The following is a 25,457-nucleotide window of genomic DNA, read 5'->3' as shown; positions in this document are numbered from 1 at the left end:
GCGCTGCTTGCTTTAAAATGTCATTCTCCATTCGAAGTTGCTTAAGTTCTTTGCGAAGCGCAATAAGTTCATTCTCTTCTGCCGTTCGGTTGTCCTTTTCAGTAAAGGAACCTGAGGTGTTTGCTTGTTTAATCCAGCGATCTAGCGCAGATGGGCTAAGCTCATACTCTTTCACAATAGCTGCTCTTGATTTCCCGTTTTCATATAACTGAACCATTTGTCTTTTGAATTCTGCTGTAAATGTACGTCTCTCTCTTGGCATAGTAGATCCGCTCCCAATTGTGATGTTTTCATTCTACTAGCCCCTAATTTTTCTGTCCAACTAAGTGTAGCCGATCCAATAGTATCCTCCAGAATCCCTAAGAAGAGTTCTATTACCTAATGCTCCATAAATGAATTTTGCTCCGTACACAAGTCCATAGCTGCATAAACTTCAAATATTGTCCGAGTATAAACATTATTTATAGGAAGTATTCGTACATTATATCTCTTGTACATATACGCTCTAGCCGTCTCCATACAGGTAATCCCATCAATCCCTTGCTTCCAAAGTCTCAGAGCCAGAGTAGCTTGAGTTTTCTGAATTGCTCTGTGATCAGTACCAATTCGTTGTGCTAGGTTCTTTGATCTCCCTACATAAACAGGCATATCGTCGTCAATTTGGCTCATTAAATACACCTGGTACAGCTTGTTTAGTCCCTAATATTATATCGATCTTTCCTCTGGTAAGTTCACTTAGGAGATATTTATCTGCGCTTAGTAGCTTCTCAAGGAGTAAGGGGAGCTGTTCCTGTACTTCAGTATATGGAATAATATCAGTCTTAATTGTTTTCATTTATCTTCTCCTTATCTCCTCGTCAGCTGGCTCTGATATTCCACTTCTTACGTGACACCTTCCAATGAGTTATAATTAGAACGTTCAATTATTAACAAGGAGCTACTTCTTATGCCTGACTACCAATACGGTAACACCACAATTGAATACACCCTAGAATATAAACCTGACGCTAAAGATATCATTATCTCTGTAGACTGGATAGATGGCGTCAATGTCATAATCCCTCCCTCAGTGGACGATTTAAAGCTTCAGGAAGTGTTACGTAGAAAGTCGCCATGGATCATGAGTAAGTGGTATGAATTCAATGAGATCGATTTACCGCCCAATCCTAAGGAATATGTAAGCGGGGAGAAGTTTCTTTATCTCGGCAGAGCGTATCGCTTAAAGGTTCAGAAGGAATCCAAGGAATCCAAGTCCTCATTGCTGTTCCAAAAGGGCCGCTTTATAGCTACAGTTCCAATGAACACTAAACAGGGAGAGATAGCTGAACAACTTCGCTCCCTGTTCATAAATTGGTATATGCTTCATGGGCAAGCTAAACTTCATGAGCGACTTAAAATATACGTCCCCAAGATGGGAGTATCCCCCTCCAAATTACAGTTGAAAGATCAGAATATGCGCTGGGGATCCTGTGCGTCAGATCAGTCCATTTATATCAATTGGCGAATCATGATGGCCCCTATGAAAGTTATCGACTATGTACTAGTGCATGAAATGGGCCATTTAAGGTATCCGAACCATTCATCAGACTTTTGGCAGTACGTGCGTTCCATATTGCCTGATTACGATGAGCGGAAGGAATGGCTGCGGATCCATGGCCCATTATTGACTCTTTAACCGAAAAGCTGCTATTTTTTATAATGCACCTCAGCCAGCGCCATCAACTTCTGGGTTAACTCTTCAATTTGGTCTTTAGGACATTTCGTTACTCGAAGCTGCCGTTTAATCTTTTGGCGCATTTCTCGTTTGACGTCCTCTTTGCTGGTCCACTCAACAACGGCTTGTTCAACGATGATCTCCGTAATGATATGCGTCAATTCTTTCAAGGCTTCCTTGTCATCTTCGACTGGAAGCTTTTTTTCTAACATCTGATAAAATGGATACTGTTCCCGTGTTAAGCCATGAATCTGACTCTTAGTGGCATTGTCTCTCATGTTGTTGATCATGCCACGAAGCTGCTCTACTAACTCCACAATGTCCATCTGATGTTGTTTCCGTGCCTCGATCAGTTTCTCCAACTTCTCTTTTAATGAAGTGTAGTAAACAGGATTTTCTTGAATCTTGACCCTGATCTCATGACGAATCGCATGCTCCATCTCCGAAGCTTTCGCTTCACCACCATTGAGCTCATCGACTTTTTTCTCAAACTTGCTGGACAGGATATCAATGGGATCGTGCAAAATCTCAACGGCAGAAGCCCGCATGTGCTCTGCAATGAGTTGTTTTACTTTTTCTCCACAATCCGAAATATCCATCGCTTCATCACGGTAACGGGATTTCGCAAGTTGCCGAATCTTTCCCAGGAATTGTAGATCAGCAATATACGGTTGGGCTTTAGGATTAGGCATAATCATGTCCATACTTGATGCAAAGCGCTTAAATGCCAGGTCAAATTGCTGCCTCACATCCTCAGGCTCTAAAAGCTGAATGCATGACTCCACATCATCCTTACGTATATAGTCAAAAAATTTCATAGCTGCTCTATGCCTTGTTTGAAGACGTGGAAGTTCACTTTCTACTGGCATTAGAGCACCTTGTATGTCTTGCTTAGAGAAAATAGCCAGCGCTTTCTCTAAAAAACGCGATACGCCAAAATAGTCGACAATTAGGCCGTAATCCTTTTTTTCATAAGTACGATTTGTTCTTGCTATTGCTTGGAGCAAATTATGTTCCTTAAGAGGTTTATCCAAGTACATAACCTGTTCAATCGGTGCGTCAAATCCTGTAAGCAGTTTATCGCAAACGATGATGAAAGCAAGTTTGTCCTCGGGCAATGGTTTCTTAAAGCGGGCTATAATGGCCTTCTCTTCATCTTTGCTAATGTGGTGTTTTTTTAAGTTTTCCTTATCATCGTTCCCACCAGAAAACACGACAGCAGATTCAAGATCGCTGAGCTCATCTAATTTTTCTTTGTACATAACTGCCGCTTCACGTGATACAGCGACAATTTGTGCCTTAAATCCGTTTGGCATGATATGGGTTTCATAATGCTTGATAATATCCAATACAATTTGTTGAATTCGCTTTGGTGAGGCGACAACGACCTCTTCCGTAGCGTATTTCTTCATGATTCGCTCTCGCGTCTTTTCGTCATACTCACGGAATTTGCGATCAAAAAGTTGGTCTAACGTCTCACCCTCTACATGCAGTTGCGTTAATCTGGCTTCATAGAAAATGGGAACAGTAGCTCCGTCATCTACGGCTTGCTCAATTGTATATTTATCGATATATGGACCAAACGTGCGGGTCGTACTCTTATCTTCCTTATCGATTGGTGTCCCAGTAAAGCCCAGATAACAGGCATTTGGTAGGGCCGTACGCATATTCATAGCTAAACCTTTATACTGTGATCGGTGGCTCTCATCTACCATGACGATTATGTTTTCTGCGTCCGAAAGCTCAGGGAACTGCTCTTCCTCACTACTCGTTTGGAACTTCTGAACCAGGGTCATGACAGTGGAGCCTGGGCCTTGTTTTAATAGTTCTTTAAGTTGAGCCACACTAGAAGCTTGCTGAGGATTAGCAAAGCCACATCGGTGGAATGTATTGGTAATCTGATCATCCAGATCAGAACGATCGGTTACGATAACAATGCTTGGATTTCTCAGAGCCTCAATGCGACGTAGTTTCACGGCTAAATAGAGCATGGTTAAGGATTTACCGCTGCCTTGCGTATGCCACACGACCCCACCGCGTTCACGAGGGGATTTTGCCGTCATGAGGCGGTTAACAGCCTTGTTGACTGCGCGAAACTGCTGATAACGAGCCAATTTCTTAATCATGCGTCCATTCTCAGGTTCGAAGACGATGAAGTTTTGGATGAGATCCAGCAGGTTAGCTTTGGAGAGCATTCCCGCAACTAATATATCTTGCGGAGTCGGATTATCTCCTACTTCAGTTGACGTTAATGGATATGGATCTTTCCACTCCCCGAAATGCTTAAGCTGTGCGCCAATCGTACCTACTTTGGCACGGTCATTGCTCGTTGCTATCATGAACTGGTTGTAGTGGAATAAGTGCTCACACTGATTCTGATATCTTCTTAGTTGCTTAACCGCTTTTCCGATCTGTTCATCTACAGCGACCATTGGGCTTTTGCATTCAATAACTACAAGGGGTATACCATTCACATAGACGATAAGATCAGGTCTAATGGTGCCGCTGGCATCACTTATGCTGAATTGGTCTACGATGAGGAACTCATTGTTGAGCGGATTATCAAAGTCGATAATTTTGACAGTTTGATTTTTCTTGCCTTTACCCATATCCTGCTGAATGGATGTATAGTTAACTAGAATATTGTGAAATCCCTCGTTAGCTTCCATTGGGCTACTTGCTTCAATGTAAGTAATACTCCGTACGATCTTGTTGAGATTCGTATCGTTAATCCATGGATTTAGGCGTTTAATAGCGTTAATAAGACGATCCTGTAAGATAACTGCACGTGTTGACTCACGCTCCATATCTAAAGAGGGGCCATGAATATGTTCATAGCCCATTTCTTTGAGTTGCTGGATGAGTCTGTTCTCGACCAGATGTTTCTCGTTCCAATCGCTTATTGAGGTCATGTGGTCACCGCCTCTTGATCGTTGACTTTGACACGGACTTTGCCTGTTAGAAGGACTTGCATTAACCCTTGTTTCAATTTATTAAGACGTGATAGTTTTTCTTTTTCATTTCTAATCTTTGAATCTATTATTTGGAATGTTTCAGCAATCATTTCTTGTTCATTTAAAGGAGGGACTGGAACGAGAAATTTTCTTAGGCTTCCAACAAGCACATTAGGCTGTGAGCTTGATGTGTTATGCTTGATGACTTGTGCAAGTGCAATTGGACTCATTAACACGTAGACAAGATAATTAGGATCAACCTCAATGTCACATGTTATTTTCGCGATATTCTGATTTATATGATATGAGTCGTCTTCACTAATAACAGCAGCCTTTCCAATTGTTCCGACACATGGAAATACAATATCACCTTTACTCAATTTAGATCGACCTAATTTATCAGATAACTCTTGGCTAATCCTTTCAACATTATGCAGTGATAAAGTATTGTAACCAATATTAAATCCACGTAAAGCTATGATTGGTCCAACTGGGTCAACCTCCCACATACTGGTGTACTCAGCTCCAGCAAGACGCGTTATGGTAGCAATTTCTCCAAGAGTTGTGACATTCCAATTGATAGGGACTTCACCAATCTCCGTCTGCTTGAACTTCGTATGTCCAATCCCCTTGGTAAGAAGTTGCTGCATAAGCCCCTTCTTGACCTTCTCTGTTTGTTTAACGATGGCTTCTGTCTTAGATATGGCATTATCGACAGAGGTGAGGATGTCTGTGATACGATGCTGTTCATTGATTGGAGGAAGTAATATCGGTAGTTCTTCAACGATCTTATGGTTTAAACTTTGCTGTTTAGTTCCTTGTGCATATTTCTTTGCAATATGATCCCCATAGAGAGTGTACCAGTAGTAAATATATAGGTTTGAGACTCCCTCTACAGGCTCGAATGCAAGGCATGACTGGTTGGTTGTAGCTTCAATACCTGTAATAGCACAGCTACCTCTTGTTCCCTTTGCCTCTAACCCTGTAATGGCAATGAAGAACGTCCCTTTAGGATATATCTTAAGATTAGTATCTTTTACTGCTTTCCGAGTTATTTTTTCCTTTGTATCGAAAATAACCCTCGACTTTAATTCTCCACTTGTGATCCAGGGAATCGAGCCACTGAAATAGCTTGGGATACTCCTACTTGGAGTTGAGCCAGTTTTAAGATTCTTGAAAAAATACCCGATTTTACACAAATTCCAGCCAGTAGGAGTATAGTCTTCCAATCTGTTATCTTGCGCCATATCCTAACTCCTTCATGTGCTTATACATATTCAGTTCGATTTCTTTTCTATCATTCTCCAATCGTATCAACTCATCCAATGCATCTTCCACATCAATTTGCTCTTCTTCCTCAGCTGAGTCTACGTATCTAGCTATATTGAGATTATAGTCTTTCTCACGTATTTCCTTGATATCGACCACTCGACAGTACTTGACTTGTTCATCCCACTTGTCGTATGCCGATATGATCTTCTCAATGTCTTGGTCACGCAGGACGTTCTGATTCTTTCCTGGTTCAAAATCCTCCGCACCATTAATGAAAAGCACTCGCCGCTTCTTCTCTGCAGATTTGTTACGGTTTAGGATCAAAATGCTCGCTGGAATCCCCGTACCATAAAAGAGATTAGACGGCAGTCCAATAATTGCTTCGATAAGATCTTCTTCCAATAATCCTTTGCGAATAGCTGCTTCTGCACCACCTCGGAACAAAATACCGTGCGGCATAACGACTCCTGCTTTGCCTTCATGATTCAGAGTTGACACCATATGCTGTACAAATACCAGGTCCCCTTTATCCTTGGGAGGCAAGCCAAAACGGAAGCGTCCTAACGTATCTGCTTCTGCTTCTTCGCGTCCCCAGTTGCTCAAGCTAAACGGAGGATTTGCAATTACGCGATCATAGAGGATAAGCTCTCCATCCTCAAGTAGCTTAGGATCACGAATGGTATCACCTTTAGCAATCCAATGATCGCTTAGTCCGTGCAAAAGCAGGTTCATTTTACAGATCGCCCAGGTGTTAAGGTTACGCTCTTGTCCGTGAAGGGTCAGGTTACGTGGATTGCCGCCTTTGGACTTGATATAATCAACTGATTGAATAAGCATACCACCAGATCCTGCAGTTGGATCACAGATGCGCATGCCTTCTTCTGGTTTAATAAGCTTAACAATCAACTCAACAACCTTGCTTGGCGTATAGAACTCCCCGCCTTTTTTCCCTGCATCATCAGCAAACATTTTGATTAGATATTCATAAGCACGGCCAAGCATATCTGGTTCAGATAGGTTACCATTAGAAAGTTCTATAGCCGTGAAATGTTGAATAAGACGCTGAAGGAGTTTGTCAGGCAGCTTTTCCTTGTCATTAAAGTCAATAGTAGCTAGTACCCCTTGCAGAGATGCATTTTCTTCCTCAAGCGCTTCGAAAGCTTTGTTAATTGCATCTCCGATATCTTGATTCAGCGTCTGTATATGCTCCCAGCGCGCACGTTCAGGAACGAAGAACTGATGCTCATCACGATCATACCAACCGTAGTCGTCGCCTTCTTCTTTCTCTATACGCTTTGCGGTTTCGACAAATACGTCGTTCAGACGCTTCAGAAAAAGCATTCCAAAAATATAGTTCTTGTAGTCAGAGGAATCGATACTGCCGCGCAGGATATTAGCCGATTCCCACAAATGTGATTCTAATTGTTGAAGTGTAAGTGTGTTCATATTGCCTCCAGTATACAACTAAGTCATAAGTACTATTATACTTCGACATGTTAACACATGTCCCTTCATAATTTAGGGATATAAAAATTATAAAGCAAAAGAGCAGGCGGTGTGAGCTCCAAATATAAGCACTACACAACGCAAAAAAGTCCTTCGGGTACCAAGGAGGACTTAGCCATTACCCTCCTTTAAGTAAAAGAAAAGCGCCACATCGGGTGCTCAACTTGAAAATTATTTCACTTGATACTTCGAATGTCCTTAGATTCCAATCTACTAAATCTTGGTTGCCGAAAATGAGTAATGTAATGTGTTCTCTGCAAACTTGAACGTTCCTTCTCCACTATTTCTAAAGCCATCATCTTTATAATAGAATTTACTCTCCATCCACTATTTTGCATTTCAAATACTCTACACAGAGATTCGATTAGAGGGAAGATCGCTGATTAAGAGCAGATGTTTGTCAGCGAATGCATGTTCCAGAAAATTAAAAAGACCACAAATTAATCCATGGTCTCTAATGAATAGCCTATTAACATCTTTACGAATTTAACATCAGCCGGAGCAAAATCATACTCTCCAAGCTCTGTTGGATATACCTACATATACTCATCGTGATCAACTAACATTATTACTCCACTCACAAATTTAGCCTTATGGGCATACAAGCGAATATGTGTCGATCCATAATAATGGTCATGTTCACCATACGACTCATACGGTTGAATTTGAATATTCATTTCTTCTTGCAGTTCTCTCTTTAAACAATCTTCAACCGATTCATTATGCTCGATTTTGCCACCGGGGAACTCCCATAGGCCTTCTTGAGCCTTTCCCATCTTCCGTCTGGCTATTAAGATTTGACCGACTTCATTTTCAATGATGGCCGCTGCTACCGCGAGCATCGATTCACCTCCTACCCAATAGCTTTATTTGCTGCCGGTATTAATTCCGGAGGCATCTCTTCTTTCAACCTCCACACAATACTCATTGGTTTATTGCCTTCATGCCTCACATACTCGGCTTCTCCTAAGAAAACAAATGGCGAAGTATAATTATTCTCTTCTTTGTATTCACGGACAAATAATGCAATTCTGTTCCCGGTCTGTTTATGATGGATATATCGCTTAGCCGTATTCGTTTCTTCCGAAATACGACTTTGTGTTTGCCAGTGAAACAGACGTTCATTTATGGCGTAATCTTCATACAAAGTAGAAGGAGAAAAGTCCTTATCGGATTTATTTAGCGTAATAAAGAAAATATCCGTTTTCTTATCCTCGAAATATTTCACACCCTCACGAAAGGCTGGGGCCTTCTCTTCATTCCAAAAACCAAAGGCCGCCAAAATTTGGTCCGTTGAATATGTACAATGTAAGTCTAATGGACATACGAATGGGAATTCATTCTTTTTATCAACAAAGTTAATGTGTGCGTAATTATGCTTTAATATTTCAATGATCTCATCCCTGAACTCTTTACAGGAAACAATAGACTGAACAGCCTGGTTAATGTCCAGAAACCCTTGTTTCTTCGGTTCTGATCTGTAGAAGGTATAGTAAAACATATTTATCATCAGTCGTTCTTCTTCTGTACGTGCGGATTTCCCAGGATCCTCAAGATAGTCGATTAAAAAACTTAGAAATCTTCGGGAGTTTATGCTTAATAAAGCTGGAATACGTTTTGTCAGATACTCCATATTCTCGAATTCGAATGGTTCGATCAGGCCCGCCTCAGCCATCAATCCTCGAAATGTCCGTTTCCCGTTACGTCCACCGTAAAACTCGTAAAGACTCATTCCGTGATAATGAGTAAAATGATCAAGTGTCAGGCTTAATCCGGTATCTTCTGTAAAGTGTTTCAGCTTCTCAATAAGACTTCTCTTATTGATTGTGGTTTGCTTAATATTTCTCAGGATGTATTCCTGAGCTTGCCTCTCAAGCTGAATAAAGCTTCCGCGTGGCAGGCTCGAGAAACCATTCTCGACATAATGCTGTATAGAATGCTTTGTTTTACCAAGCAAAGCCCTAAACTTCTCCTGGAAATTATATTCTTTATGGGCTTGCCCAATAAAATCAAGAACCGTTAAACATTCTTTTCCTTCTGCCAAACGAAGTCCACGGCCAAGCTGTTGTAAGAATACGGTCAAGCTCTCTGTGGGACGAAGGAATAAAACCGTGTTAATCTCCGGTATATCTACCCCTTCATTATAAAGGTCTACAACGAAGATCACTTTGATTTCCCCTGACACTAATCGTCTCTTCACAGAGTTCCGCTCCTCTTTGCTTGACTTTCCATGCAAGGCAATCGCGGCTATCCCCGATTCATTGAAAACTTTAGCCATGTAAAGTGCATGAGCAACACTCACGCAAAAACCGAGGCCCTTGACTTCATCCAAATCGGTTACATATTTCTTTAGACTGTTTATAACTTGGCTTGCCCGAATTTTATTATGGGAGTATAAATTTTCAAGCTCATTTAGATCGTATCCTCGCCTTGACCACTTGACCTGAGACAAATCGATACTATCCGTCACACCGAAGTAATGAAAGGGACAAAGCAGTTTTCGATCAATTGCATCTGTTAGGCGAATCTCTGCTGCAATTGTATCATTAAAGCAGTGCAAAATATCTTTCCCATCCATTCGCTCAGGCGTAGCTGTCAAACCTAATAAAATTTGTGGCTGATAATATGCCAGTAGCCTTTGATAAGAAGGGGCCGCGGCATGATGAAACTCATCAACGATGATGTAATCATAAAAATCCCGAGTGGTTTTTTCAGTAAGCTTTAAAGTATTGAAGCTTTGAATACTAATAAATAGATGATCAATCGAATCGGCCTGGTTATTCCCTACGTGAAGTTCTCCAAAATTCAGGTCTTTCAGTATAAAACGGAAGGTGTCCAAACTTTGCTTTAGAATTTCCTCACGATGGGCCACGAAGAGTAATCTCGTCTTTTGATTCCGGTCGGCAAACCGTTTGTAGTCGAAAGCAGAAACAACCGTCTTTCCTACTCCCGTAGCCGCCACTAGTAGATTTCTCTTTCTTCCATATATCACTCTCTGTGCCTCGAGCTTCTCAAGGATTTCCTTCTGGTAATCGTAAGGCGTAAGGGTAAATGGGAAGGTTAACTGATTTCGCTCATGTTCTTTCTTTTTGCCAAGTGCCTGCTGGAGAAGCAATTGATGCTCCTGATCCGCAAAGGAAAAACTTTTAAATTCACGATCGTTCCAATAACTCTCAAAGGTTGCCTCTATTTTCCGTAGGACGTCATAAGAATCCTTCTCCGTAACCTTTAAGTTCCATTCTAAGCCACTCGTAAGAGCAGGATTTGAAAGATTAGATGACCCGACGTAAGCTGTAGTAAATCCAGTACCTCTTTTAAACAGATATGCCTTCGCATGTAACCGTGTTCGCTCTGTATCGTATGAGATTTTGATTTCTGTGTTCGGGAGTTTACTTAGTTCTGTCACAGCCTTGTAATCCGTCGCTTCCATGTAGGTCGTTGTTATGACCCGTAAACGGCCTCCATTTGCCGTGAACTCCTCTAACTGCTCCATTAGGAAGCGTAGCCCGCTCCATTTAATGAAAGAAACCAACAGATCAACCTGATCCGAAGTAATAATCTCTGCTTTAAGCTCACTCATCATATTAGGCTCAGAATGGGAACCCGTAAACAATGAACTTTGAGACAAGGGGGTTGTAGGACGATGAACCTTAGACTCCTTGATGCCTCGAATATGATTTAGTTTGGAATAGACGTAGGTTAAAATCTCACCCTGTTCATCAAGCTGCCACTCCCTTAATTCTTCATTGTCCAGAGTGTTACGTAGAGTGGCAATAATTTCATTGCAGGCACGTACCTGTAAGAGGAGTGCCTCATCATCATTACTACTCTCCCGAATGATTTTCAAAGCCCTACGAATCACTGTGCCTAAGTAATTAGAGAGCACCTTGCGTGCTTCCTCCGGATCTAATGGCTCAATCCCAATTTCGTATAAGGAACTATCCAAAGTCAATAATTCTCTTCTAGTAAGATTATTTATTATCTGTTCGTATAGCCCCTGTTTCATATAGCACCTCGTCTTCTATTGAAGTCAACGGATTAATATTTGAAGACCCCACCATTACTGACGAGGTCCCGGCCTTTGCTTTTTGCGTTCAAAATGATCTCTTATCCCCTAACAATTGAGGCCTTACATCCCTAAAACCCTCACCCGGCTTACGCAGGGCTTCCAAAACAACCTGCGCGTTATACCCGTCATGGAAATCATAAATGAGACCGGACTCTCCGTTCAAAATCTGAATGATTTGCTTCAGGATCGGCAGCGGGCTGACGACGTCGTCCACAGGCACAGGCTGTAGGCCGGTATCTTTGCCGCTTCGGTACAGGTTGCGCCAGTTCTCTAATGCCAAGGTTCCTTCCTCACCGTAGACCACCAGGGAGACACGCTCCTCCCCTTCCCGTTGGTCGGTTCCCGATAGGTGAATCTCGATTTCATTATGTAATTTGAGAACGGCCTGGACACGGCTTTCAGACTGATTCGAATCCGGCGGAAACTCGATCTCGCTCTTCACATGCGTAATCGGCCCGAACACCTGCTGGATCATCTGGATCCAGTGAATGCCGACCTCCAGCAGATATCCGCCCTGTTGTCTTGACGCGATCCATGGATTCTGCTGCCAGGCCCTCGGCCACTGCGGAAACTCCAGGTATAGATCCATTCTTTGGATCCGGCCGATCACCTGCTCCTCAAGCAATCTCTGCAGCTTCAGAACAGCCGGGTCAAGCGGAAGCGAGAAATGAACCGCATGGAGCACATGGGCCTTCTCGGCCAGCTCCACCAGACTCCGGGCTTCGGTCAAGCTATTGGCCAGCGGCTTCTCGCAGAAGACGTGGATGCCTTTCTCAAATGCGATCCGGGCCACGTCATAATGCAGGGACGGCGGAACCGCGATATATACCAGGTCAAGCGTCACCTCGTCCAGCAGCTGGCGATAGTCGGTGTACAACCGTGGACGAATCCCTGCTTCTGCGACTTCCCGGTGCAGACTGGATTCATCACTGTCGCAAATGGCGACCAATTCGATCTTCTCTGCATATTGGGGCAGTAAGCGGTGAATCATATGCCGGCCCATATGCCCTAAGCCGATTACGGCCATTTTTTGTTTGATCATCCTGTTCTCTTATTCCATTCGTAATTGAATTTTACCATTGCATGCACGTCCCCTATTATAGATCAAGGCGCTGCTGCCCGTACACTCAGATATGCTGATAAAGGCACGTTTTCGTTATCGGTTACCGTTCGAAAGGAATAATCTTGCGAATCAATATTTCGAACAATCACGTCATATTCGGGAAGTGCAGACCACTCGCCGTGGTTTAGGCTTTCCTCGGCTGGTTCGTTGTTTTGCTGCGCCGTCTCGGTCTGTGCGGATTGTTCGTTATTGCCTGTGGCATTCCCGGTATCCGCCTGGTTCGATTGGCAAGCCGTCAGCATGGTTGCGGCCGTAATCAAGACCAAAAGCATTTTGTTCATCGAAGTCATCTCCTGTTGCGCTAGTGCTTTTTATTGGGTACGTACGATACCTGTTCTTGTCTGAAATGGAACTGATTTAACTTAAAAGCGTCTCTGAAGCTAGCGTAAACCCTTCAATCGCGACATCCTCATCGACTTCAATCATGATGCAGCGTTTACCTTGGAAAGTCACCTGTTTGACATACCTTAAATCCTGCGGGCTCACCGAAATCGTAGCTACCTTGGTTTCGATCTTAATGGATTTGGAAGTATACTTCGGGATGACGCTGGTTGCTTTCATTTCATAGTTCTTGTCGTCCACGATGGTTTCGAATGCCCGCTCCACCTTCTCGGTCGTCACGTCCTCTACGCCGCTTGCGTTCAGTACGCGCTCCAGATCTTTATAATCCAGCTTCGGAGGTTCTTCCTGCTTCGTCTCTTCGTTCATTTCGATCACCCGGTTGATTTCCTCGTAAACCTGGGCAATGGTGGCTGAATCGAGCTGTTCGCCGGCCACTTCCTTGACGATATCTTCGAAGATCGCTCGCTCTTCAAGTGCCGTCACGGATCTTTCTCCGTTCAAGACCTGTTCGACAAAATGCGGATCCGGGAAATTCGATTTTCCCGTACAATACAAAATCCGATTCACATCGGAATAATTGTCCGTCACGCTAGGGTACAGGAATCCTTGCTCCGGCGCACTTAACTTGATAATCGGATCTACAATGACGTTGTATTTGAACTCCCGCTCCACATAATCGAACAAGAGCGTCTTCCGTTGTTTCTCCGTAGAATTCACGCTGCATAAAATGAACGGATGAGCGAACACCTCGTTCTTCTCACTCTCTTCCGCTTCATCGTTTCTCGCCTTGGTCGGCAAATAATACTGTCCCCGAACGAACGTGACCACCATATCCCGCTCATATTGGACATCCTTCAGCATTCGATCCACCAGCATCAGCATCAAGTCCTGCCATTCTTCCGGATCACCCGACACGAGAGCTTGGTGAAGCAGTACCTGCGCCGGTTCCTCCGCTGCTTCCTGGAACCTCAATTCGAACAATTTTTGATCCAGTTCGCCGGTCAGCAGTTTTTTAAAGTTACCCATGTATAACTCTTGCTTCTCCCGATCCACCAGTTCGAACGGCAGGCGCTCCCAGTGATAGATTTCATTCGTTTCCTTCGTAATATAGACATTGAGAATATCGTAAATATTCAGTAAATCATGATCCAGCTTAAATTGCTTGCGTATATTGGCGACTTCTTTTTTGTTCATATGGAATTCGGCAGCTCCTTAGATATATTTCTGGCCTATTTAGTATAAGTTATTGGAACGTAAATGGGTAAGCGATCTTGCGGCTTGCATTGCTGTGCTTAGGGTCAATTCTCCTGTGCACCTGATCCTCTATTGTGGCATATTTAAATACCTGAGTCGAGTACATACCTTTGTGGGAACCCATACCAAAAAGAGATATCCTTACTCCAAGGATACCTCTTTGCGGAAACTCAAACCTATTCATTCAAACAATCTTTGATGTTTATGAAAAAATCGGTAAGAGAATTTTATATTGTCCAGTTCAAACCATTCTGCCGTTTGCAAAATCTTGGCATCGAGATTGTAGATCTTCGCCTGAAGCGTACCCAGAACAAAGGGAGAGTGCGTAGCCATAATAAATTGACTGTCAAAATAACGCGCCAGATCGTTCATTTGCTCGGCCAGCTTGATTTGATTCGCCGGAGAAAGAGACGTTTCCGGTTCATCCAGTAAATACAGTTGCCTGGGAAGCAAATTTTCCTCAAAAAATTGCATCGAGGTCTCCCCGTTCGAATACTCCTCCTGAGCGAATTGAAGGATGTCCATCTTCTTCTTGAATTCATACGACTGCTCCAGCTCTTCTACCTCGGCCTTGCTCTTTCCCTGAACGAACTGCTCATGCAGCAGCCCTTCGCGGAGCACGCTTTCCTGCTGTATTTTCTTGATTTCATACAACAGATCCTCTGACTTGATGTACCGGCTCCCGTCGGGAAGCTTATATATGGGACGCTCCTGTTCATCATGCCCGAGTTGGTAGCTGCTTTCCTCGATAAACCGCTGCGCGTACACGTTGTGACCATAACTTGTCATTCGCTCAGCGCCCGCGATTCCCAATTTGTTGGCGATTAGATTCAGCAAGGTGGATTTGCCGGAGCCATTACTGCCGTATAATACCGTGATTCGATCAAACAGCAAAACTTCCCCTGCAATGTGCCTGAACACATGATCGGGATAGATATTCGGGTTGCTGGAAATGGTAGAAGAGAGTTTGAAGTTACTTAGATATAGCATCGTCTCGCTCACCTCATTCAAGCACCGTCCATATATCCAGAGCCGCCAGACGAATCGCCTCATGTTCATGATTCCGGTACGCTCTTAAACGGTCGGTACAAGCCTGGTTCCACAAAAGGTACGTTCCCGCAACCTTCAGCAAAGAAAGGCCGATATATTGGGCCGCAAACGGCTGCCGATCTCTCAAATGGTCCACCAGGTCCAGAATCGCCTCCGGTCTCCAATACGCCTGGCTGGCATCGGCTGCCCGAGCGATCTGTCTGTAGGCGTAATCCAACAGATGCGGATGCGTGTTCACCATTTGAATCACAGGGTCCAAATGCAGCGCAGCCTGATCCGCCTGGTTCCATTCCACCATCGCCAAATACAACTTGATCACGGCTGATCTCAGGGTTTCTTGGGATTTAAGAGCATCGATCATGCCCGTATATAAAGGAACGAGCACCCGCCTTGCATTGGGAGGCAACGAGGTCAGCTTGTCAATCAATGCCATCAGACGCTGCCGCTCTGGAAGGTCTCTCTCCGGGGCAGCATTCCATTCGGCCTTCGTCTCCATGTCGGCCAATTGTGTGCAAACGCCGATGACCCGATCATTCACCTTTCCGTCACGGCAGGCCACAATGAGGGTATCCATCGCGGCCTTCCATCTGGCGTTATCCTCCAAATCAAGAATCGTTCTGCTGGCGGAAGCCGCTACCTTCTCCTCACTTCCATTCACCCAAAGGCTCATGGCTTGGAAAGCCTCTATTGCCACAACTGGATCAGCATGCCCTGCGATCTCGATAATCAACTGCAAATACCTTGGCCGAGCCTCCACGGGAAGCCCACCAGCATACTGGTTAAGCAAGCTTCTTGCGATATCGCGCTGCGGAGAAGCAGCCATGGCACGCATCATCGTCCAGCTGCGTTCATCATCGAGCCATTGTCTGGCAGCGTGACCTATGGCGATCATCACGTCTTTGTGTACATTCGGTTTCTCGTATTCACGGATAAGAAGCGCCATGCTCTCGCTGTTTTTATAAGCCCCAAGCAGCCGGATGGCCTCTTTTCTGACCGTGATTTTCAATTTCTCCCGGTTCAGCAGGTCCGACAGCATGGACGTCAACAAGACCGGGCTTACCCTACGCAAACATCTGGGGATCGAGTACATGGCGACTCGAGCACGGTCTCCATCCAGGTTGCCCAGCAATACAGGAAGTGCCTTCTCCGGCTCTTCCCATAACGAATAGGCGTAAAGCGCTGCCTCGACGACATGCACTTCCTGATCCTGCAGCAGGACCTCCAGTTGATCGGAACCATAATCCGGCATGACGGCCAAACTCCGCATTGCCGCTGCACGTTCATGGAAACTTCGTTTGGCATCCAATGCCACCCGTTCCAGCAGGGAAGCTAATGCCTTTTGCTGACGCGGCAGCCACCGGTGAAACCCGTTATGGGCGGGCACAACATAAATCGTTTTTCCCGATAGATGCTTGCCTTTGATGATTTGCCCCGAGATGAACGGGGTAAGCCACTCCTGACGCTTCAGATGCAGATGCATAAATACGTCGTGGAATGAGATGAAGGATGGGTCTCTGTCCAGCAGTTCCCTCACCCTCGCATCCCGGGTTCCATACGGTGCCAGCCAATAATGGACCGCCTGCGGCGATACCGTTTTAGCCTTCAGCAGTTCCTCCAGCAGAAGTTGAAGCTTTGGCAATCGATCCACGGCTTTCCCGAACAAATCAGCCATACGCAGGACCACATTGACGTTTTCGCGCTTGTTCGCTTCTACGCCAAAGGCGTAAATCTCATCGAACAACGCTTCCAGTGCAGAACTTGGTATGCTATCCCAATCCATGGAGAACAACGCAAACTGACCGTCCCGCATCGTCAATCTTCCAAACGTTCTCAAAGCGAACTTGAACAGATCGCCCTTCGGCTCCAATGCATGTTCACGCAGTATGGCAAAAGCCAGTTGCTCCGTGGCGGACCTTGTCCCGTATGAAGTGTCCCTGGCTTCAACCACGCTATCCACCAGCACGGTCAGATCGTTCACATGCTCTTTTTTAAACATGGGAGCAGGACAGTTTGAGAGTTCGGCCATAACAGCCCAGCGCACCGGATCCTGGTCGTTTTTGATTCGAGTCAGGAAACGCAGCGTCTCATCCATTCCGCTTCGGGACAGCGCTGTACTCCGAACAAGGTGGGCATAGGCCGCAGCACGCTCATCGCTATTAGACACCTGGACGGCTTGCTCCAGCTTCTCCCGCGCATGGACGATCAAAAGGCGCGCCGTCGTTTCGAGCATTTCGTCCCGATGATCACGAATGTCGCGAAGTTCCAGCATGCGGGCAGCTTCCTTGTCGCGCAGTCGATGCGGCAGTACATCCAGCAGCGGCATAGGGAAAATGCGCGTCTTCCGCTCGTCTTCCTTATAAGCGGCATCAAACATCGCTTCGCGGCGCGACGGCGCAAGGGTATCCAGCACCTTGGCTGCATGTACGGGCTGATCTGCGAGCAAGGTAGTCAGCGTGGTCCACTGCGCTGTGGTGAACCATCTTCTCTTTTTCAAAACGCCTTCCGGAACGCCATGATTCAAAAGATATTCCCGTGTCTCCTCACGCGTCAGCAGTTCGAATACGTCCTCAGGTCTGGCCTGAATCAGAATGCCCAATTGCTGCTTGAGCACAGGATGGATCATATCCGTCGGCCCAAGCGTAAGCGCACATTCCAACACGATCGCCGGTCTTGTAACACTCAGTACTTCAATCGCCGATGAGAGCGTCCACCATACATTGACCTTTTCCCGATGCGTTGCGTTCTGCAAAGCATTCTTGAAATACGCTGCAACCAGATCGGGATAGTACTTCGTTAGGAGCCGCCAATTGCGTAACGCATACCCCAGCTCAGGAAGCCTGCTGCGAACCGTTTCTTCGCTGCACACCGCCAATAATAAGGACGCTTCTTGTGCCCCCCACCGGTCAAGCACGAGCGGCAGCAGACGTTCCGCCCAATCCTGACGATATGTATTCACGATGCTCCGCAGCAATTGGCGGCGGCAATGATACGACATCAGGGCGATTTCGGATTCAACCGAAAAGTCCGGATCTGTCACCACTTCCGGCAGTAATCCGGCTGCCCGGCTCCTAACTCCTGACTTGGAATGCTTCAGGGCAAACAAAACCGCACGAGCATCATTCACTACACCCGCACCAGTCAATGCCAAATGCGCCTCATAGGCGGTGCCGCTTTCGAGCAAGGATACGAGCAGCGCGGAATAATCCGCATCTCCTTTATGCTGGCGCCCCAGAAGCGCTATCCGCTTCATCCTGTCCGAATAACTAAGCGAGTCCAGCTCCATGAGCAATTGCTCTTTGTTCGTCACATCATTGTTATATGTCATCATTTCGTCTCCCCTCGTATACTTATAACTGATCAAAATTTCTTCGTGGCTGATTGTAGAGTAGTTGGATGATCATGAAAGTGATAGATCGGAAGTGAGCCTCATCTGCATTCCCGGTGCTCTACCCCGCTTTATTTAAGATGATTGGCAGCGTGATTTGTAGCGAAAAGATATCTTTTTCCTGAGATACCGTCAACGTTCCATTGTGCTGCTGTATCATTTTCTGACAACTAACGAGCCCGATTTCGTTGCTGTCTTTCTTTTTGCCGGCAGGTTTAATCTTATTCTCTACAACAAGAAAGACCCACTGCTGCTTCAAGTAGACCCTAATCTGAACGGGCTCTGATGGATCGGCGTATTTTCGAATATTTGAAAATATGTTATCGAATACACGGCGAATGGCGACCAGATTGATTTCCAGCAGAAATTTCTTATGATTAGAATTGGCCTGAATCTGCACATCGATATCATCCAAAACGACCAGTTGTTCATCAATGAGTTGATCGATAAGCGCTCCGCCCTCATAGATATCAAATTCCACTTCCTCTTCTTCGGCAGCAGAGGATACCGTAAAATATTCAAATAGTTTGTCCGACAGTGCCTTGATCTGATAAGCTTTCTCCCTGCTGTTATAAATATACTTCAATAAATCCTCCTGGGTCTCATATTTGTTGAGTTCTATAATGTCCATATATCCCAACAGAATCGTAAGCGGGGTACGGAGGTCATGGGAAATTGAAGTAATCAATTCACGATTGGCTATCCTCACCCTCTCCTCGCTGCCGAGTCGCTCAATAAATGATTTTCTCATCTCATCAATACTTTGGGCCAAAGACGACAGTTCATCCTTTCCCGATATCGTAATCGAATAATCCAAATTTCCACCTTCGAGTATCTTAATCTCTTGTTCAAGCCTGCCAATATATGATGTTTTCCTGTTAATAATGAGTAGAAAGGAAACGATGAACACAACAGCCGCGACGAAAACACCAATAATCAGAATGCGGTTATAGTATTGATACTCATAATAGCCGACCAGATATATCTGGGCATCCTGATCCGCGAAACTAATCGTCTTGATGGGCATTTTCGATGGTACCAATTGGGTCAAAAGCTCTTCATTGATCGCAGAATCAATCCCGGTATTAGAGGAATAGATCAATTTATCTTTTGCAAAAATATACAGACTTAAGTATCGTTCCTCACTTATCCATGCGGACAATTGCTCATGATCAGAAGTTGACACGTTCTGGCTATTCACAAATGTTTCGAATCGGTCAAGCGCATCTTGCTGCCTGTTCTCTACAAAAGTGGATTTGCTTAAGTAATTATCCAGTACTGTCTCGCCAACAACTTCTAAAATAACGAATGTACTTATGGAAATGACCAAAGAAATCATAGCCGCCAGCACCAATTTGATCTTCAGCTTTTTCCCCATTAGCAATCTATTCAATTTTGTACCCCTTCCCCCAAACGGTCTTCACATATTCAGGGTTCTGTGGGTCGTCCTCCAGCTTGCTTCTCAAATTGCGAATGTGAACCATAACCGTGTTATTGCACGTATAAAAGTAGGGCTGCCCCCAGACACTCTCATATATGTTTTCCGCCGAAAATACCTTTCGCCGTTTCTTCGCTAGCAGCAACAAGATCTGGTATTCAATTTCGGTTAAAGCCACTTCCTTCTCCCCAACAAAAACAGTCTTGGAATCCTGATGGACCGTAAGATCCTTAATGATGATTTGGTCCGCTTCTTCCGTCTTCTCCTTGCCACGATACACATAATACCTTCGAAGCAATGCCTTTACCCTTGCAACGAGTTCTGTATAGGAAAAGGGTTTGGACAAAAAATCATCACTCCCGGAGGAGAAGGCCAATTGTTTGTCCGAATCCTGCGTTTTAGCTGTGAGAAACAGGATCGGAGCACTTGTTTTTTCACGAATCTCCAGACACGCCTTCAGCCCCGATTTATTCGGCATCATCATATCCAAGATAATGAGATCCGTCTCTTCATTCACTTTATCAATTGCATCCTGACCATCTACCGCTTCAATGACTTCATAATTCTCGCTTTCTAACAAAATCTTTACGATTTCACGAATCTCACTGTTATCGTCAGCAATTAAAATTTGCTTGTTCATCCGATCCCTCCGTCCAATTTCAGTATAATATGCGTTAGTAGCCACTACCAGCAGATACAATCGACTTAAGAATTCTTCAGAAGTTATATAGGTGACTCTTCATGTTTTAGTTTTATACTGTAGTCAGTAAAGGTCATAACGCAAAGGAGTCATCAGCTATGCCACAACTTTCGAGAAAAACAGTCATGAAAATACTGTTGGGTCTGTTAACGATTTTGTCCATTGGTTTACTGGTCTACTATTCTCCTGCCATTATTAAAATCGTGTCGTCCATGGACAATTTCAGAGCGTATATTCATTCAACGGGACATTGGGGTCCGGTCATGTTTATTTTATTCCAGATCCTTCAGATCGTGGTTGCGCCTATTCCGGGAGAAGTGGTACAGGTTGCAGGCGGATATATCTATGGGGTTACGCTTGGGTCATTCTATACTACAGTAGGCTTGGTATTGGGCTCAGCGATTGCTTTTTATTTCACTCGTTTTATCGGTCGCAATTTTATTGCGCGATTGCTGCAAAAGAAAGACTATAAGTGGATGTCGTTTATTCATGATGAGAAGAAGTTCTCTGCCTTTTTGTTTATCTTGTTCGTGATTCCCGGTTTGCCGAAAGACATGCTCGTATTTGTTGCCGCTCTTACATCCATGAGTTCTTTAAGATTCTTCACGATACTTCTGGTTGGTCGTCTGCCATGGATTATTGCCTCTGCCGCGGTAGGGTCCACAATTCATATGCAACAATACAGCATCGCCATTATCATATCCGTCATTGCCGTTATTGGTTTCGTACTCGGATATATCTATAAAGATAAATTGATGAACTTGTTCTCCAAAATGGAGAAATCGAAAGGGACAAGTCCTTCTGCCAAACCCAAGGCAATGCCCAGCTTAGCAAAGAGTAAAGATTTGGTGACCAAAAAAGGATAATACAAGATATACAAGAAACCATCATCCTGCCGCAGCGAATTCCGCCACGAATTCCTTATACGCGCTCACAAGACCCGCTTTGAGCTCTTGTTTGTTCTGATAAACAGCATCCGTGCCGCCAATGTTATCGGACCAGGAAAGTTCACCGAAAATATGGGAAGGAGACGGTACGCAAAGTTTCGTTTGCTGGTCGACAGCCGTTTCTTGCAGCTGTTTAAACAGCCCGATAAAATGATGATTCTTTCCGCTCAGTTTGCCAGTAATGCCAGGCCAATATCTTTGCGTGTTTCATATTTCGAGGTTCCGTCCACATCCCGGAAAAAGTAGCCATGGTCCGCGATATAACGCTCAACTCCGCCAAAGCCCCATACAAAATCCAGATGCCACATCGATTTGGAGAATTCGCCGTTCGTAATAACCGACAGGTTATGGATTTTCCAAAAGAAAAAACACAGCCAAGTCGGCCATGTTTTTCAAAAATGTTATTGACTGTCCATTTAATTTCCGCGTTCATCTGCCTCATCATGATCCTTGCTTCCAAATTCATCGAGCAACGCACGTACTTCACTTGTTGATTTGGCGTTCATTAAACTATTTCTTAATTCACTTGCCCCTCGGAATCCACGGACATAGATTTTGAAGAAGCGGGCAAGGGGTCTGAATGAACGTGGCTCCAGTGCTGAATACTGATCATGGAGATCCAGATGCAGCCGAAGCAGATCAAGCAATTCCTCACTGCTATGATCCTTCGGCTCCTTCTCAAAAGCAAACGGATTATGAAAAATACCGCGCCCAATCATAATTCCATCCACACCGTATTGTTCAGCGAGCTGGAGGCCGGTCTGACGGTCAGGAATATCCCCGTTAATGGTTAGAAGCGTATCGGGTGCCACCTCATCACGAAGTTTCTTAATCTCCGGAATCAGTTCCCAATGCGCGTCGACTTTACTCATTTCCTCTCTTGTCCGCAGATGAATGGAAAGATTCACAATGTCTTGTTTCAAAATATGGGTTAACCAGTCGCGCCATTCGTCTACGCTGCTAAAACCGAGCCTTGTTTTTACACTGACGGGCAATCCCCCGGCTTTGGCCGCCTGGATAAGTTCCGCTGCAATGTCGGGACGGCAGATCAAGCCGCTTCCCTTCCCATTCTCGGCTACATTCGCTACAGGACAACCCATATTAATATCGATGCCTTTAAACCCTTCTTTCGCCATGCCGATACTCATTTGACGAAAGTATTCGGGCTTATCTCCCCAGATATGGGCTACCATGGGCTGTTCATCCTCTGTAAAAGTCAAACGTCCGCGCACACTGTGGTTCCCATCCGGGTGACAATAGCTCTCTGTATTCGCAAACTCCGTAAAAAACACATCCGGTCTAGCTGCTTCACTTACGACATGACGAAACACAACATCCGTCACATCTTCCATGGGCGCCAGTATAAAGAAAGGCCGCGGTAAATCACGCCAGAAATTATCTGTCATATCCAATACTCCTCTATACATACCAGGACAAATCTTTATCCCAAAATAGTAAATACAACCTGTTCATGTCCTTGCTTTTTCTCACTTATAGCATGTTTAAGCAACGTAAATCAACGGCAGTATATGTTAATCGTAGACACTTATTTTATCGCCTTATGCATTGCCGCGACACCTTCACTATAGCTTTTTACATCTACCTTGGAAAATCCCGCTTCCAATAACATTTGTTTCAGCACATTTTTATTGGGGAAATGACGGGCCGATTCTTGTAACCATGAGTAAGTGCAATATGATTCTTTCAACGAAAATGATTCATGCTCATCACGCACGGCGCCGCAGTTCATAAAAATATTGCACAATCGGATGCTTTAGCTTCATCCTGTCTGCCATGTTTACAATCCGCTTTTTGCCAACCCGCCTATCTACCAAAGCTAGAATATTCAATAAGATATCATCGCTCTCCATGCTTTCTTCTATAGAAGTAGATAAGAACTTATTCGCTGTAGCGACAAAATTGGATTTGCTTAATGCAGCCTGTGCTGACAAAAGCTCCTTTGCCAGTACGGATACTTTTCTATTTCTTGCAATGACGTTGAGACGATCCTCTGGAACGGTCCCTTTGGTTTCCTTTCTGACGGCTTCCAATTCATCGTCGCTGATCGGAATTTGGATATGGGGATCATTCTTAATTTCCAGCTCCGTTTGATACCACCTTATGGAGCTGGTTTTATCACTCATATGGAGTATGTTCTTTTTATCTACCGAAATATAACAAAGCCCTGCCTTATCAGGTAAATAACGATAACCGGTTGCGCGATATTCAACTCTTCCAGCTAATGCAGGACTGAGAAAGCTCTCCAGCTGTTGTTTCAATTTGCTCCAGGACATGGTTCCTCCTATGTTTTCAAACCCTGAGGGGCGCGGGATCAATCTGCACATCTTTTTCAGTATGAATAACCCCCTGCCAAAAAACAACCCATAACATTAAATAACAAAAACAGACTGCCGTGGCAGTCTGTTCTTGGTTTTACTAATTTCATTCCACGTGATATGCAGCCAAATTGCGGATCAAAGGCTTCTCCACACTGGAAAGGATTCTGACACGCAATTGATCGGTTTCGACGGTGTCGAACCGGTCGATTTTTTTATGCCCGATCGCACTTCCACGTACAAGCTCCTTCCATTCGCCATGGCTGAATGCTTCGAGCACATATTCACGCACACGCTCCCCATGGGCAATGTCTTCCATGATGATTACATGATTTACTGGCTGAATATGCTCAAGGCCCAGCAGCAGCTCGGTCCCTTCTCCACTCGTTTGGCCAACCGGCTGCCCGAATCTACGGCGGATTTCATCTCCGAATTCGATGACACGCTTCACATCCACTTCAGGCAGCAGCCCGCGGTTGTCCGGGGAAATATTCAAAAGCAGCGTAGCGCCATGGCCGACCGAGCGGTAATAAATATCCAGTACTTCCTCCAGGCTTCTTAAGCTTGCCTCATCGTCAGGATGCCAAAACCAGTGAAGTTTGCGGATCGGAACATCGCATTCAGCCGGTACCCAAGCCGGGGTCCCTTCCATCCAGGTCATCATATCGCTGGTGAACATGCTCTCCTTCGCCGTGGTGGCCGTATTCCAGCACGGATAAGGCGCGACGCCGTCTTCATTCCCTACCCAGCGAATCGTTGGGCGCCCCATATTAAAGACCATTGCATCCGGCTGGTATTTATCAATCAGACCGATGATTCTTTTCCAATCGTATTCCCTGCCTTGGGAACCTGCTCCGTCGAACCATACTTCGACCAGCGGTCCATACCCGGTCAGAAGCTCCGTTAATTGCTCCGCATAAAAATCGTCATAAGCCTCTTTATCGGGATAGCAAGTTTCATGCCGATCCCAGGGGGACAGATATAACCCGAACTGGAGCCCTTCCTCTCTGCAGGCATCGGCAACTTCACGGACGACATCCCCTTTGCCGTCTTTCCATGGGCTGGACTTCACAGAGTAATCGGTCGTTTTCGTCGGCCACAGACAGAATCCGTCATGATGCTTTGCGGTCAATACCAGATACTTGAAGCCTGCGCGTTTTGCGGTCCTGGCCCACTGCCGTGCATCAAGCTGCTCCGGATTGAAGATTTCCGCTGAATCGGTTCCGTCTCCCCATTCCTGATCGCAAAACGTATTCATACCGAAATGGCAAAACATGCCCAGCTCCATATCCTGCCATGCCAGCTGCTGTGGAGATGGCTTTGCAAGTTCATTCATTGAAAATACACCTGCTTTCTATAAAGGTTAA

At 45.0% G+C, this 25,457-nt stretch carries 20 protein-coding genes and 1 pseudogene; 2 read left to right on the top strand and 19 right to left on the bottom strand.

All coding sequences use genetic code 11. From position 1 onward, the window contains the following. Both XI25_RS03060 and XI25_RS03050 read right to left on the bottom strand, forming a co-directional pair. The coding region (locus XI25_RS03060; protein ID WP_046677311.1) for an IS3 family transposase at positions 1–262 on the bottom strand (262 nt) is incomplete at its 3' end. A 393-nt stretch (positions 263–655) separates the two neighbouring features. After that, positions 656–835 (bottom strand): hypothetical protein, encoded by a 180-nt coding sequence (locus tag XI25_RS03050; protein ID WP_046677309.1) that lies wholly within the window; start codon positions 833–835, stop codon positions 656–658. A gap of 111 nt (positions 836–946) precedes the next feature. Between XI25_RS03050 and XI25_RS03045 the strand changes: the two genes are divergently transcribed. Then, positions 947–1,675 (top strand): M48 family metallopeptidase, encoded by a 729-nt coding sequence (locus XI25_RS03045; RefSeq protein ID WP_046677308.1) that lies wholly within the window; start codon positions 947–949, stop codon positions 1,673–1,675. 11 nt (positions 1,676–1,686) lie between these two features. Here XI25_RS03045 and XI25_RS03040 read toward each other — a convergent pair whose 3' ends face one another. The 12 genes from XI25_RS03040 to XI25_RS02985 all read right to left on the bottom strand — a co-directional run bounded on the left by XI25_RS03040 (position 1,687) and on the right by XI25_RS02985 (position 20,747). Continuing rightward, entirely contained in the window at positions 1,687–4,626 is a 2,940-nt protein-coding gene (locus XI25_RS03040) for a type I restriction endonuclease subunit R (protein WP_046677307.1), read from the bottom strand. Continuing rightward, on the bottom strand, positions 4,623–5,915 hold the full coding sequence (locus XI25_RS30995) for a restriction endonuclease subunit S (RefSeq protein WP_052759429.1): 1,293 nt from the start codon (positions 5,913–5,915) through the stop codon (positions 4,623–4,625). The genes XI25_RS03040 and XI25_RS30995 overlap by 4 nt, the downstream gene beginning before the upstream one ends. Continuing rightward, the gene (locus XI25_RS03030; RefSeq protein ID WP_046677306.1) at positions 5,902–7,386 is read right to left on the bottom strand and encodes a type I restriction-modification system subunit M; all 1,485 of its coding nucleotides are present in this window, start codon (positions 7,384–7,386) and stop codon (positions 5,902–5,904) included. Before XI25_RS03030 ends, XI25_RS30995 begins: the two co-directional genes overlap by 14 nt. Before the next feature lie 596 nt (positions 7,387–7,982). After that, a complete protein-coding gene (locus XI25_RS03025; RefSeq protein ID WP_046677320.1) occupies positions 7,983–8,288 on the bottom strand; it encodes a (deoxy)nucleoside triphosphate pyrophosphohydrolase in 306 nt (101 codons plus the stop codon). 11 nt (positions 8,289–8,299) lie between these two features. Continuing rightward, complete coding sequence (locus XI25_RS03020) at positions 8,300–11,452, bottom strand: DUF3427 domain-containing protein (RefSeq protein ID WP_046677305.1); 3,153 nt, start codon at positions 11,450–11,452, stop codon at positions 8,300–8,302. Between the two features lie 88 nt (positions 11,453–11,540). Then, positions 11,541–12,557: a Gfo/Idh/MocA family protein gene (locus XI25_RS03015; RefSeq protein ID WP_046677304.1), complete on the bottom strand. Its 1,017-nt coding sequence runs from the start codon at positions 12,555–12,557 to the stop codon at positions 11,541–11,543. Between the two features lie 62 nt (positions 12,558–12,619). Further along, positions 12,620–12,919, bottom strand: coding sequence for a hypothetical protein (locus tag XI25_RS03010; protein ID WP_046677303.1), 300 nt, complete (start codon positions 12,917–12,919; stop codon positions 12,620–12,622). A gap of 76 nt (positions 12,920–12,995) precedes the next feature. After that, entirely contained in the window at positions 12,996–14,174 is a 1,179-nt protein-coding gene (locus tag XI25_RS03005) for a DUF4317 domain-containing protein (protein ID WP_046677302.1), read from the bottom strand. Between the two features lie 240 nt (positions 14,175–14,414). Further along, positions 14,415–15,224, bottom strand: a complete 810-nt coding sequence (locus tag XI25_RS03000) for an AAA family ATPase (protein ID WP_046677301.1) — start codon at positions 15,222–15,224, stop codon at positions 14,415–14,417. Positions 15,225–15,237: 13 nt separating this feature from the next. Beyond that, positions 15,238–18,612: a HEAT repeat domain-containing protein gene (locus XI25_RS02995; protein ID WP_235439629.1), complete on the bottom strand. Its 3,375-nt coding sequence runs from the start codon at positions 18,610–18,612 to the stop codon at positions 15,238–15,240. A gap of 118 nt (positions 18,613–18,730) precedes the next feature. Continuing rightward, complete coding sequence (locus tag XI25_RS02990) at positions 18,731–20,062, bottom strand: HAMP domain-containing sensor histidine kinase (protein ID WP_046677300.1); 1,332 nt, start codon at positions 20,060–20,062, stop codon at positions 18,731–18,733. Beyond that, on the bottom strand, positions 20,055–20,747 hold the full coding sequence (locus tag XI25_RS02985; RefSeq protein ID WP_046677299.1) for a response regulator transcription factor: 693 nt from the start codon (positions 20,745–20,747) through the stop codon (positions 20,055–20,057). The genes XI25_RS02990 and XI25_RS02985 overlap by 8 nt, the downstream gene beginning before the upstream one ends. A 158-nt stretch (positions 20,748–20,905) precedes the next feature. On the opposite strand from XI25_RS02985, the gene XI25_RS02980 reads away from it, so the two are divergent. Beyond that, positions 20,906–21,673 (top strand): TVP38/TMEM64 family protein, encoded by a 768-nt coding sequence (locus tag XI25_RS02980; protein WP_046677298.1) that lies wholly within the window; start codon positions 20,906–20,908, stop codon positions 21,671–21,673. 24 nt (positions 21,674–21,697) lie between these two features. Here XI25_RS02980 and XI25_RS34015 read toward each other — a convergent pair. From XI25_RS34015 to XI25_RS02960, 5 genes and pseudogenes are all read right to left on the bottom strand, one after another. Then, positions 21,698–22,104: pseudogene (locus XI25_RS34015) on the bottom strand (5-methyltetrahydropteroyltriglutamate--homocysteine methyltransferase); the annotation flags it as partial. Positions 22,105–22,170: 66 nt separating this feature from the next. After that, positions 22,171–23,160 (bottom strand): tRNA dihydrouridine synthase, encoded by a 990-nt coding sequence (locus XI25_RS02970; protein ID WP_046677297.1) that lies wholly within the window; start codon positions 23,158–23,160, stop codon positions 22,171–22,173. A 140-nt stretch (positions 23,161–23,300) separates the two neighbouring features. Continuing rightward, positions 23,301–23,504 (bottom strand): class I SAM-dependent methyltransferase, encoded by a 204-nt coding sequence (locus tag XI25_RS31825; protein ID WP_082112187.1) that lies wholly within the window; start codon positions 23,502–23,504, stop codon positions 23,301–23,303. Continuing rightward, on the bottom strand, positions 23,482–24,048 hold the full coding sequence (locus XI25_RS02965) for an SF0329 family protein (RefSeq protein WP_046677296.1): 567 nt from the start codon (positions 24,046–24,048) through the stop codon (positions 23,482–23,484). Before XI25_RS02965 ends, XI25_RS31825 begins: the two co-directional genes overlap by 23 nt. Before the next feature lie 148 nt (positions 24,049–24,196). Beyond that, positions 24,197–25,426, bottom strand: a complete 1,230-nt coding sequence (locus tag XI25_RS02960; RefSeq protein ID WP_046677295.1) for an alpha-L-fucosidase — start codon at positions 25,424–25,426, stop codon at positions 24,197–24,199. Between the last annotated feature and the right edge of the window lie 31 nt (positions 25,427–25,457).

The sequence above is a fragment of the Paenibacillus sp. DMB20 genome (genome assembly GCF_000987955.1).
GTDB lineage: Bacteria > Bacillota > Bacilli > Paenibacillales > Paenibacillaceae > Paenibacillus_AQ.
Note: the sequence above shows the minus strand (reverse complement) of the source record. Positions and strands in the feature narration are given on the sequence as shown.

Coding starts and splice junctions, on each gene's coding strand:
- XI25_RS02980 (WP_046677298.1), top strand. CDS start 20,906: ATGCCACAACTTTCGAGAAAAACAGTCATGAAAATACTGTTGGGTCTG.
- XI25_RS03000 (WP_046677301.1), bottom strand. CDS start 15,224: ATGCTATATCTAAGTAACTTCAAACTCTCTTCTACCATTTCCAGCAAC.
- XI25_RS02970 (WP_046677297.1), bottom strand. CDS start 23,160: ATGACAGATAATTTCTGGCGTGATTTACCGCGGCCTTTCTTTATACTG.
- XI25_RS03010 (WP_046677303.1), bottom strand. CDS start 12,919: ATGAACAAAATGCTTTTGGTCTTGATTACGGCCGCAACCATGCTGACG.
- XI25_RS03015 (WP_046677304.1), bottom strand. CDS start 12,557: ATGATCAAACAAAAAATGGCCGTAATCGGCTTAGGGCATATGGGCCGG.
- XI25_RS03025 (WP_046677320.1), bottom strand. CDS start 8,288: ATGCTCGCGGTAGCAGCGGCCATCATTGAAAATGAAGTCGGTCAAATC.
- XI25_RS02995 (WP_235439629.1), bottom strand. CDS start 18,612: ATGATGACATATAACAATGATGTGACGAACAAAGAGCAATTGCTCATG.
- XI25_RS03050 (WP_046677309.1), bottom strand. CDS start 835: ATGAAAACAATTAAGACTGATATTATTCCATATACTGAAGTACAGGAA.
- XI25_RS31825 (WP_082112187.1), bottom strand. CDS start 23,504: ATGAACTGCGGCGCCGTGCGTGATGAGCATGAATCATTTTCGTTGAAA.
- XI25_RS03005 (WP_046677302.1), bottom strand. CDS start 14,174: ATGAACAAAAAAGAAGTCGCCAATATACGCAAGCAATTTAAGCTGGAT.
- XI25_RS03040 (WP_046677307.1), bottom strand. CDS start 4,626: ATGACCTCAATAAGCGATTGGAACGAGAAACATCTGGTCGAGAACAGA.
- XI25_RS03020 (WP_046677305.1), bottom strand. CDS start 11,452: ATGAAACAGGGGCTATACGAACAGATAATAAATAATCTTACTAGAAGA.
- XI25_RS03030 (WP_046677306.1), bottom strand. CDS start 7,386: ATGAACACACTTACACTTCAACAATTAGAATCACATTTGTGGGAATCG.
- XI25_RS02985 (WP_046677299.1), bottom strand. CDS start 20,747: ATGAACAAGCAAATTTTAATTGCTGACGATAACAGTGAGATTCGTGAA.
- XI25_RS02965 (WP_046677296.1), bottom strand. CDS start 24,048: ATGTCCTGGAGCAAATTGAAACAACAGCTGGAGAGCTTTCTCAGTCCT.
- XI25_RS30995 (WP_052759429.1), bottom strand. CDS start 5,915: ATGGCGCAAGATAACAGATTGGAAGACTATACTCCTACTGGCTGGAAT.
- XI25_RS03045 (WP_046677308.1), top strand. CDS start 947: ATGCCTGACTACCAATACGGTAACACCACAATTGAATACACCCTAGAA.
- XI25_RS02960 (WP_046677295.1), bottom strand. CDS start 25,426: ATGAATGAACTTGCAAAGCCATCTCCACAGCAGCTGGCATGGCAGGAT.